Source organism: Microcystis sp. LE18-22.4A (assembly GCF_027531105.1).
Taxonomy (GTDB): Bacteria; Cyanobacteriota; Cyanobacteriia; order Cyanobacteriales; family Microcystaceae; genus Microcystis; species Microcystis aeruginosa.
This window is the reverse complement of the sequence record NZ_JAPZRB010000186.1, coordinates 1-9,970: the sequence shown is the minus strand read 5'-3', so window position 1 is coordinate 9,970 and position 9,970 is coordinate 1. Positions and strand designations below refer to the sequence as shown.

The following is a 9,970-nucleotide window of genomic DNA, read 5'->3' as shown; positions in this document are numbered from 1 at the left end:
AATCTAAAGCGTCAAATCTCTTCGCTTTTAAGAGTTCGATAGTTTCTTCCAACCAGAGGGAATCATCAATCTCGTAGAGAGTTTTTAAGTCGGGAATAACAGTCATTATCATCTCCTTTATTCGTAAGGTGGTAGCCAATTGGGATCGAGAAGTTCTTCTAAACTGTAGGGACAAGTATCGGGAAAGTTGACTTTATTATCGGTTTTTTGACGAACATATCGCACGGACTCAAAGTAAATTTGCTCAAATTCCTGTTCTAGATATTTACGAAGATTTGTAGTTAAATAGCGCTTTAACTGATATTGAAAACTAACTATCTCTGCTTGCCAATGAGCTTGATTATATTTTCTTTCACTTGTCCAAAATTGTAATAATAAACAATCTCTAATAATTTGCTGTAAAAAACTAGCAACACGAAACTTTTTCTCGTTTCCCAAATCTTCTAACTCCTCGAGCAAGTTTTCTAAATCTAAAGCGTCAAATTTTTTCGCCTTGAGCAGTTCAATGGTTTCTTCTAACCAGAGAGAATCATCAATTTCGTAGAGAGTTTTTAAGTCGGGAATAACAGTCATTTTTTATCTCCCCTAGAATTGGCAATAGTGACCAGTTAAACCGATCACTAAAGCTTTTTTACTGTTTATATACTAGATAATTTTAGCGGCGCGCAGACCGAAAAAGAGACCGAGGGCAATTCCGGTAAAAACGATCAGATAACCCGCCAAAGCAGCAACAGCTAACACAGACATGGTGAAAATCTCCCAAGTAATTTAATCTTTTTTAGCATTGTACCGTTATTCTTGCCCTTCCCCTTCCTCGTCTTCTATATCTTCCCCAAAGCGCTGCTGGGGGGGGATTGCGGCGACAATTGCCTCGATTACCTTGCCGACTGGAACAATTTCTAAGCCCACATCTTCGGGATAAACTTGACCTCTAGGGACAATCGCCCGTTTAAAGCCCAATTTAGCCGCTTCTTTTAATCTTAGTTCCATTTGCGACACTAAGCGGACTTGTCCGCCTAATCCCACTTCCCCGATTAAGACTGTGCGCGGATCCACGACTCGATCGCGAAAACTGGCGACAACAGCGATCGCAACTCCCAGATCCGCCGCCGGTTCTTCCACTCCCAACCCTCCTGCGGAGGCAACATAGGCATCTAATTTCGATAAAGGAATGCCGACGCGCTTTTCTAAAACGGCGAGAATTTGCTGTAATCGGTTGTATTCTATGCCCGTGGTCGATCTTCGCGGGGAAGCGTAGCTGGTGGGGCTAACTAATGCCTGTAACTCCACCACAATCGGGCGTGTACCTTCACAGGCTACCACCGTCGCCGTACCCGGGGAAAATTCGTCGCGATTGCCTAAAAACAATTCTGAGGGGTTTTCCACTTCCACCAAACCGTGATCCACCATCTCGAAAATACCGATCTCATGGGTTGCCCCAAAACGGTTTTTCACGGATCTTAAGAGACGATGGGAGGCATAGCGATCGCCTTCAAAATATAACACCGTATCGACCAAATGTTCCAAAACTCGCGGACCAGCGATCGCCCCTTCTTTAGTAACATGACCGACAATCAATAAAGTAATATTCTCCCGTTTTGCCACCTGCATCAAGGCGGAGGTACATTCGCGAACTTGGGCGACGGATCCCGGTGCGGAAGTTAACGCCCCAAAATAAAGAGTTTGAATACTGTCAATTACCGCCACCTGTGGGCGTAGAGATTCTAATTCTCGCAAAATTTCCTCTAAATCGGTTTCTGGCAGAACATAGAGATGATTATCGAGTTCTGAGGTTGATTCAGAGGCTTTTTTCTCCTTGCCATTGCCGTTATTTTCCGACTCCACGGCAACCACTCCCACCCCCAAACGGGCAGCCCGCAGTTTAATCTGTTGTCCCGATTCTTCGGCGGAAACGTAGAGGATGCGCGGTAATCTTTGGGCGAGTTGGTTGGTAACTTGCAGTAAAAGCGTCGATTTGCCGATGCCCGGATCGCCGCCGATTAGTACAAGAGAACCGGGGACGATGCCACCACCGAGAACGCGATCGAATTCCCCGTAACCGGAGGGAAAACGTTCCTGTTCATACTGGGTAATTTCCGAGAAGCGCACCGAGATGCGCGGTTGGGGGTTGCGTTGCCCTTTGCCGTTATTTGGGCGACTATTTTGCCATCCTGGGCGATTTACCGCCGGATTATTGCCACCAGCCATCACTTGTTCTTCTAGCGTCCCGTAGGTGTCACAACTGGGGCATTTTCCCAACCATTGGGGAGATTCCGCCCCACAAGCACTACAGATATATATTGTTCGCGATTTCGCCATGTTTTTTAAGAAAAGTTGAAGAAAAGCGGTTTGGGGATCAATTCTCTTGTCAAATTTAATTAAGTATGATAGGGGGGAAGGAAGACCATAAAGTTATTGATAATTGCCATAAAAGAAATAAAATAGGAAATTTAGGCTTAATGATAACGGCAAAAGGATATTCTATAAACAGGAACGCTCGTTATTTAACTTTAAAATTCATCACACTATTTAACTAAGGAGTGTTAATTCAGTTGGAGAACCAGAAGGAAAAAATTCTCGTTGTTGATGATGAAGCCAGCATCCGTCGTATCTTAGAGACTCGTTTATCGATGATTGGTTATGAAGTCGTCACCGCCGCCGACGGAGAGGAAGCTTTAGAAACCTTCCGAACCGCCGAACCCGATTTAGTGGTTTTGGATGTGATGATGCCGAAATTAGACGGTTACGGTGTCTGTCAGGAACTCCGCAAAGAATCGGATATTCCTATCATTATGTTAACGGCTTTGGGGGATGTGGCCGATCGAATTACCGGATTAGAATTGGGTGCCGATGACTATGTAGTTAAACCTTTTTCTCCCAAAGAACTCGAAGCACGGATTCGTTCGGTGTTGCGTCGGGTAGAGAAAAATGGCGCCCCGGGGATTCCCAGTTCCGGTGTGATTCATATCGGTTCCATTAAAATCGATACCAATAAACGCCAAGTTTATAAGGGGGATGAACGCATCCGTCTGACCGGTATGGAATTTAGTTTACTAGAATTATTGGTCAGTCGCTCGGGAGAAGCTTTTTCGCGCTCGGAAATCCTTCAGGAAGTTTGGGGTTATACCCCCGAACGTCATGTGGATACGCGGGTGGTAGATGTGCATATTTCCCGTTTACGAGCCAAATTAGAGGATGATCCCAGCAATCCTGAGTTAATTCTCACCGCTAGAGGTACAGGCTATCTTTTTCAACGTATTCTAGAACCAGACGAGGAATAGTTCTCAGCTATGGCACAAGCTGATCCCAATCGTATTTTAAGACTGTTACCCCTGTTCGCCGGCATCGTCGGGGGTACGGTATTAATGTTTAATCGTTTTGCCACTGCCGATTTAACCCCATCGCAAGCGCGTTCCGATGTGATGGGAGTGATTTTGAGTGGGGTTTTAATTTTGGTGGGTTTAATCTGGCAAAGAGTTCAACCCCGCTTACCGGATGCTGTGGAATTAATCGGGCGCGAAGGTCTGGAATTTGCCCCAGATTTGCCAGAACCGGTTAAAATTGAGCTTGCTTGGGCTTCCCATTTACTTTTAACTAACACCGTGACAAAATCTCTGATCGTTTATTATCGGGGAGAAGTTTTATTACGTCGCGGTATCTTAAGCCAGAATTCTGAAGTTAAAGTTAGTAATATTATTAAAAGAGTTTTAGAAACCGGTAAAGCCGTTTATTTAGTTAATTTAAATTTATATCCCGCTAAAATCGAGTTTGACTATTTGCCAGAAAACACGCAAGGCTTAATCTGTCAACCCATCGGTAAGGAAGGGGTGTTAATTTTGGCGGCAAATGCGCCGCGCAGTTATACTAAACAAGATGAAATTTGGATCGAGGGAATTGCTGATAAATTAGCCGACACTTTCAGTCAGTTTTAGACGATTTCAGTAAGATTTAAGAATTTGGTTCAGATGAGAGTAAGCAATTAGGGTTGGCTGAATAAATCTAAAAACCTTGTTGGATAAGGCTTTTAGACTTTTTGTCAATCAAAAAGTACCAGTTGTGGGAGAGATAGGGGGAAAATTCCGGGACTTTTTCCCTGAAAATTAGGTAATACCAAATTTCTAAATCCATGACAGACATCCACGCTCGAATGCTTGCCAAGCCTGCATTCGTTGTGACGCCAATAAAGAAAAATGGTATAACTGACTATCTCAAAATCGGTAAAACCCTACACCCCACACCCCACACCCCACACCCTGCCTCCACCAACAAACTTTTTGCCGCAAACCCTAGCTACAGCAGTTATCTCAATGGTGAGATAGCTATACTTTGCCGGCGGCGATCGAAGCTTTTAAAAATCGTTAACTGATGCCAAGCTGAATATTTTCTGGAATTTTATTCCTCTCCGGAGACTTCCAATGACTCTGCCAGTGAATTATCTTCAATTTCTATCTCATCAATTGTATCATCAGTTAAGCCCAACTCTTTCTTGGCGAACACACGCCTTGCACGACGATCAAGAATTTTGATAATATTGGTTCTATCTTGTTTAATTGCATCAATGTCTTCTTTTTGTATCAACACCATATAGTATCTCGATACTTCCATCATTCGATAAGCATACTGAAAAGCGTCTCTAGTAAATTCACCAGTAGTCACAATCATAACTACGTCAGACCCTGTTACGAAGGTCATACCAACTTCTTTGGCTAATACTTCTACATCTACTCGCTTTGTATTTTTACACTGAATTTGCCAACGATGATAAACAAAGCGGTCTGATGCTGCCAGAACATCTACTTCACCCTGTCCAGTTTCATAGTCTCTTTTCCGCCATTTTGTGAATCTAAGACTGGTTAGACGAATCATCCAAATCGCCAGCAGTTCAAGAGCTTTACCTTTAATATGTTTGTCGGGATTATCTAGGTCATTAACAACATCTTCAAAACTTCGATTTAGCTCGGTTTGGGAGATTTCTGTAATATCGGATATAGATTGTAATAATCTAGATAACAGTTCCATCTGTGATTTCTCGGTAAGCTTGACAAGATTAGGTTTCGCTCCTCGTCCACCAGTCGTTTTCTCAGTTGCAATTAAGCCGACTTTTACTAAAGGTTGAATAATATCCTGAACAAAAGATTTCGAGGGGAATCGTATTTTATAAACACTGGTGGCGTATCTGGTAATTTTATTCCACTCGGTTAGCTCAGTAATCGCCATCTGAAGCATAGCCAGTAAAAAATATTTTTGTTCGGAACTAAGAGTATAAAGCTCGTCAATATAGTCTTGATCGAGTTCCAATAGATCATAGACTCGATCCCAGTTAATCTCATAACTTTTCTCCAGGACTTTAGCTTCTTGTAACCATTGTCTCATGGTACTAACATAAGTGCAATTGGTCGAGAGTGAATACCCCATTTCTTGAAGTTCGTAAGCGATGATTTCTAGCTGGGGTTTATCTCCCCTGCTATTAATTGCTTCTATCGCTTTTATTAGGGACATTCCAGTTAGGTTAACAAGAATATGGCGAGCAAAAATTGAGAAAACTGTCTCAGTATCTTGTTGATTGTCTAATATTTCATTAGCGATATCCGTGAGTCGATACTGCCAATCATCACCATCAATTGATTCAACCAACTTATAAGCACGAAGGGAAAGAAATGTATTCATGGCAAGTTTGCCACGATTCTCTCCTTTCTGTAGATCGTTTTGGCTGGAATGGCCAGCATAATAACGTTTAGCAATCTCATCCTGAAGCACCCGACGATCAGGAAGACAATCAGAACAAAGTTGTACTAATTCAGATACTTGAAATTGCTTAGGAGAAAACTGGTCGCCGTAGGTAAATCTGATGATTTTTTTGTCTGTCATACTATCATCGCTGGCAGGAAACAAATCTAACTGAACAAAAGGTTTCTGAGTATCCATGGTCAAGCTTTTGTCAAGACAATCATTAGCCAGTTCTAAGGCTCGTGCTTTAAGAGTTTTTCTATCCTTTATAGGAGCTACGACTAAAGGAGCATCTTGTTCAAATCGAAACTGCGACGCTATCATATAATCTTCATTTAATTCAAACGCTAACCAACGACGCTCAAGGGTTTCAGCTACTCGTCCTGTCATGTTTGAACCAGCAAAAGGATCGAGAACTAAATCACCAGGCTCAGTACAGAGACTAATAACAAATTCGGGTAAAGCTTGCGGAAATCTAGCAGGATGGGGTTTCACCCCTTCTTCCTTACATCTTCTTTGATAGTAATCATTAGATGCCGTGTTAGAAGCAGATATAACATTTACTGGCTGCCCTAAATCATTCTCTAAAATCCAGTTGAACTCTCCCAGGACTGGACTACCTATAGACGCGCCTCTTTCCTGAATAGAATCAGTAATAATATTTGGGGGAATAGCTCCTCCTCGGTCATTCTGAAATTTAGTAGAAATATCATGTCCTGACGGGCGCAGTTTTGCCTCATAGCCATTTTTAATCAGGTTTTTCATTGCCTCGCTATAAGGGCGTAAAACTCTCTTGTTATTTGCTTTCGGGTGCGGCTCCTTCGATAACCACCAAACGGTATTGACAGCATCCTTGACTCGTTCCCTCCTGACTGTCACCCATTCTGCCGGGGTAGGAAGTTTGGCTGGATTATACCAAAAAAGTTCTTGGGCGAGAAAAAAACCTAGTCCACCTTCTAATCTCGGTTTACAAAGTTCTATAACTAACTCGAAATGATACAGAGAACGCACGGGAAAACCTTTAAGCCAACTACCACCAATATCTATAACTAGGGAGCCTTTGGGCTTGAGAATACGATAAAATTCACCAGCAAATATTTTAAACCATTCAACGTAATCATCAGCGTCCACATTGCCATACTCTTTTTTTCTTACTAAGGCAAAAGGTGGGGAAGTACAAATCAAATCGACACTCTCATCCGGCAACTCCCCCATCAGTGTCAGGCTATTACCCAAATAAGCGGAACCAAGCCGAGTCTCATAATAGGGATTTCGGCTGATTTTGATTAAACCATCGTACTCAGTAACAATTGGCACTACTTTATTTTCTAGCTATTTTTCCTAACTTCTAACCCTGGTTATCGGTAATGGGTCGATGTTTCTCGATCAAATCGATCGCCTGGGTGACACTTTCCGGGAAAATTACCACTAAACCACCCTCAGAAACCGTACTTAAAGCCTTCTCTAAAGCTTCCGTTTCATCGAGAATAACTTCCGGACGCAAACTGGCATTTTCTTGGCTAATTCCCCTGAGAATTAAATCGGCCACTTCCCCCCGTCGGCGACCGCGAGTATCGTTATCTTCCTTAACAATAATTCGATCGAACATAAGCGCCGATAATTTCCCTAATAAAATTAAATCATCATCGCGTCGATCGCCAGGTCCCCCGACCACGCCGACTTTTTCCCCGGACCAATTGCCGACAAAACCGCCGACGGCTTCGTATCCGGCCGGATTATGGGCATAATCGATTAAAGCGTGATGGTGTCCCAAGTCAAACAGGTTCATCCTGCCGGGGGTCTGGGCGACGGAAGGTTTAAAGGTCCGCACCCCTTGGCGAATTAACTCGATATCGATACCCTGCACAAAAGTCGCTAAACAGGCGGCCAGGGCGTTAGCAATCATAAAAGGAGCCATTCCCTGCATAGTCACGGGAATATTGACTGCTTCCTCGATTCTCAGCGTCCATTCTCCCTCTAGAATCGACAGATAGCCATTCTCATAAATGGCGGCCATGCCACCGCGACGGATATGGTCGTGAATAATCGGGTTATCGGGACTCATGGAAAAATAAGCGACTCTTCCCTTGACTTTTTCGGCCATACTAGCGGTCAAGGGGTCATCGGCATTTAAAACCGCGTAACCCTCGGCGCTAACCACCTCGGCCACAACGCTTTTTACCTTCGCCATTTGTTCGATGGTGTCGATATCACCGATACCCAAATGGTCGGCGGCCACATTTAACACCACTCCCACATCGCACTGATTAAAAGCTAAACCCGATCGCAGGATACCACCCCGGGCCGTTTCTAACACGGCAATCTCGACTGTGGGATCCTTCAAAATCATACTGGCACTGTAAGGACCGGTGTTATCGCCCTTTTCTACCAGATAATCATCGATATATACGCCGTCCGTCGTGGTAAATCCGACTACTTTCCCCGTTTGTCGGCAAATATGAGAAATTAAGCGGCTAGTGGTGGTTTTGCCGTTAGTTCCCGTAATCGCCAGAATTGGCACGCGACTGGGAGTCCCGGGGGGGAATAACATATCGATAACTGGGGCGGCGATATTGCGAGGTAAACCGCGACTAGGGGCGACGTGCATCCGAAAACCGGGGGCGGCGTTGACTTCTACGATCACCCCGTCCACTTCTTTCAGGGGTTTGCGGATATCATCTGTCACCACATCGATACCGGCAATGTCCAAACCGATTAATTTTGCCACTCTTTGGGCGATCCAGACGTTTTCGGGGTGAATTTCGTCGGTACGATCCACGGCGATGCCGCCGGTGCTTAAATTAGCGGTGGCCCGCAGATAGGCGATCGCTCCTTGGGGTAAAATGCTGGTTAATTCATAGCCCTGTTTTCCTAGCACATTAAGGGCGGTTTTGTCAATGGTTATTTTAGTTAAAACGTTGGCATGACCGTCACCCCGGTTGGGATCCTGATTAGTAATTTCGATTAATTCTTCTACAGTTGAGCGCCCATCACCGACGACGTGAGCGGGGATCCGTTCGGCCACGGCGGCGACTTTGCCATTGATGACTAAAATTCGGTGATCACTGCCTTTATAGTACCTTTCTACGATCACGCTGCGGGTTTTCGAGGCGGCACTGGCTAGATCATAGGCTTCCTCTGCTTCCTGTTGATTTTTAACATCGATGCTGATGCCCCGGCCGTGGTTGCCATCGAGGGGTTTAATCACGATGGGAAATCCTCCCACTTCCTCGATTGCCGCTGGCAATTCATCCAAGTATTGAATCACCGTACCCCGGGGGACGGGAATGCCACCATCCTTGAGGATAGTTTTCGTGCCTTCCTTGTCACAGGCCAACTCAACGGCTAAAATCCCCGAAAAACTGCTTAAAGTGGCTTGAATGCGCTTTTGGTGAACGCCATAGCCCAACTGCACCATGGAACGAGCACTCAGAAGTAACCAGGGGATATTTCTAGCTTGTGCTTCTTTGACGATGGTTTCGGTACTCGGACCAAGGGCAGCATTATTGCATAAATCGCGTAAATCGGCTAAATCCTGGGCCAATTCTTCCTGAGGATAGGTTCCCGTATCGACAATTGATTGACACAAACGCACGGCAGCCCGACCCGCATAACGTCCCGCTTGCTCGTCAACGTACTCAAACACCACGTTATAGACTCCGGGGGTGGAGGTGGCTCTAGTGCGACCAAACCCGACGGGAGTTCCCGCCAGTTCCTGCAATTCTAGGGCGATATGTTCGATAATGTGGCCCATATAAGTACCAGTGCGGACTCGTTCAAAGAAACCGCCGCGATAACCGGGGGAGCAGTAATGTTCGACTAAACTGGGCAGAACGTCGATTAATCCCTCGTAAAAGCCGGGGATTTCATTCGATGGCTTCTCTGCGAGATCTTCGAGATCCAGACGCATAACAATGAGCTTGTCGCGACGAATACTCCAGTAGTTGGGACCGCGCAGGGTTTGGGTTCTGAGAATTTTCATTGAAAAACTGGGTCTGAAACCCCGCCCTTTAGCGATAGCGGAGGGCGGCTTTATATGAGTTAGTGAGAAACAATTAAACCGTTAGAACGACGAATTAACTGAATCTTGCTAACAGCTATCTGTCCCAATCGTTGACCATTGGTATCGCTTACAGATAGCTGTTTTTCGGTATCTCCACTAACATAACCAATTCCTTTGGGAGAAGAAACTAAATCTCCTTTACGGAACCCATGTCTTGTGGTAGAGCCACCATATTTACGT

8 protein-coding genes and 1 pseudogene are annotated in these 9,970 nt (G+C 44.7%); 2 read left to right on the top strand and 7 right to left on the bottom strand.

Translation table 11 applies throughout. From position 1 onward, the window contains the following. From O9295_RS08140 to radA, 4 genes are all read right to left on the bottom strand, one after another. On the bottom strand, positions 1 to 106 hold a 106-nt coding region (locus O9295_RS08140; protein WP_288032625.1), incomplete at its 3' end, for a DUF29 family protein. A gap of 11 nt (positions 107 to 117) precedes the next feature. Then, on the bottom strand, positions 118 to 573 hold the full coding sequence (locus O9295_RS08135) for a DUF29 domain-containing protein (RefSeq protein ID WP_288032624.1): 456 nt from the start codon (positions 571 to 573) through the stop codon (positions 118 to 120). 72 nt (positions 574 to 645) lie between these two features. Next, positions 646 to 747: a cytochrome b6-f complex subunit PetL gene (gene petL / locus O9295_RS08130; RefSeq protein ID WP_002791324.1), complete on the bottom strand. Its 102-nt coding sequence runs from the start codon at positions 745 to 747 to the stop codon at positions 646 to 648. 45 nt (positions 748 to 792) lie between these two features. After that, positions 793 to 2,319 (bottom strand): DNA repair protein RadA, encoded by a 1,527-nt coding sequence (radA, locus tag O9295_RS08125; RefSeq protein WP_004266763.1) that lies wholly within the window; start codon positions 2,317 to 2,319, stop codon positions 793 to 795. A 233-nt stretch (positions 2,320 to 2,552) separates the two neighbouring features. Here radA and rpaB point away from each other — a divergent pair, with 233 nt between their 5' ends. Further along, positions 2,553 to 3,281 carry a response regulator transcription factor RpaB gene (gene rpaB, locus O9295_RS08120; RefSeq protein WP_002781934.1) on the top strand — a complete coding sequence of 243 codons (729 nt, stop codon included), beginning with the start codon at positions 2,553 to 2,555 and terminating at the stop codon, positions 3,279 to 3,281. 9 nt (positions 3,282 to 3,290) lie between these two features. Then, the gene (locus O9295_RS08115; RefSeq protein WP_079208335.1) at positions 3,291 to 3,932 is read left to right on the top strand and encodes a cofactor assembly of complex C subunit B; all 642 of its coding nucleotides are present in this window, start codon (positions 3,291 to 3,293) and stop codon (positions 3,930 to 3,932) included. Between the two features lie 460 nt (positions 3,933 to 4,392). Here O9295_RS08115 and O9295_RS08110 read toward each other — a convergent pair whose 3' ends face one another. The 3 genes and pseudogenes from O9295_RS08110 to O9295_RS08100 all read right to left on the bottom strand — a co-directional run. Then, complete coding sequence (locus O9295_RS08110) at positions 4,393 to 7,044, bottom strand: DNA methyltransferase (protein WP_079208337.1); 2,652 nt, start codon at positions 7,042 to 7,044, stop codon at positions 4,393 to 4,395. 31 nt (positions 7,045 to 7,075) lie between these two features. Further along, positions 7,076 to 9,709: a cyanophycin synthetase gene (gene cphA, locus O9295_RS08105; protein ID WP_288032622.1), complete on the bottom strand. Its 2,634-nt coding sequence runs from the start codon at positions 9,707 to 9,709 to the stop codon at positions 7,076 to 7,078. Between the two features lie 59 nt (positions 9,710 to 9,768). After that, positions 9,769 to 9,970, bottom strand: a pseudogene (locus tag O9295_RS08100) (hypothetical protein); the annotation flags it as partial.

Bases quoted from the DNA above. Each gene is read 5' to 3' on its own strand.
- O9295_RS08115 (WP_079208335.1), top strand. From the start codon at position 3,291: ATGGCACAAGCTGATCCCAATCGTATTTTAAGACTGTTACCCCTGTTC.
- cphA (WP_288032622.1), bottom strand. From the start codon at position 9,709: ATGAAAATTCTCAGAACCCAAACCCTGCGCGGTCCCAACTACTGGAGT.
- radA (WP_004266763.1), bottom strand. From the start codon at position 2,319: ATGGCGAAATCGCGAACAATATATATCTGTAGTGCTTGTGGGGCGGAA.
- petL (WP_002791324.1), bottom strand. From the start codon at position 747: ATGTCTGTGTTAGCTGTTGCTGCTTTGGCGGGTTATCTGATCGTTTTT.
- O9295_RS08135 (WP_288032624.1), bottom strand. From the start codon at position 573: ATGACTGTTATTCCCGACTTAAAAACTCTCTACGAAATTGATGATTCT.